Here is a 271-nt window from a genome sequence, read left to right as displayed (position 1 = left end):
ACCAGGTGCCGGTCAGGTCTTCCGGCTCGGTACCGATCAGCGTGCCCGCCTCCGGCGTGGTGCTCTCATTGATCTGCATCCGGACCGCAATACCCGCCCCGTGGCAGGCCTGGAGCCACTGCGCCACCTGAAGGGGATCGCCCGTCATACGCGTCACCTGCCCGGCCGTGTTCCACAGCTGGAGACAGGTGGTCCCGTCGAGGCGGATGACGTAGTCGCCCCGGCACGCCAGGTGCCAGATGCCGTCCAGCTCCACCGGCCGGTCGTGAGC

1 pseudogene is annotated in these 271 nt (G+C 69.0%); it reads right to left on the bottom strand.

The features are described 5' to 3' along the window. Positions 1–271, bottom strand: a pseudogene (locus tag RTW80_RS29340) (hypothetical protein); the annotation flags it as partial.

It is taken from the genome of Escherichia sp. AM3, assembly GCF_032029835.1.
Classification (GTDB): Bacteria; Pseudomonadota; Gammaproteobacteria; order Enterobacterales; family Enterobacteriaceae; genus Escherichia; species Escherichia coli.
Note: the sequence above shows the minus strand (reverse complement) of the source record. Positions and strands in the feature narration are given on the sequence as shown.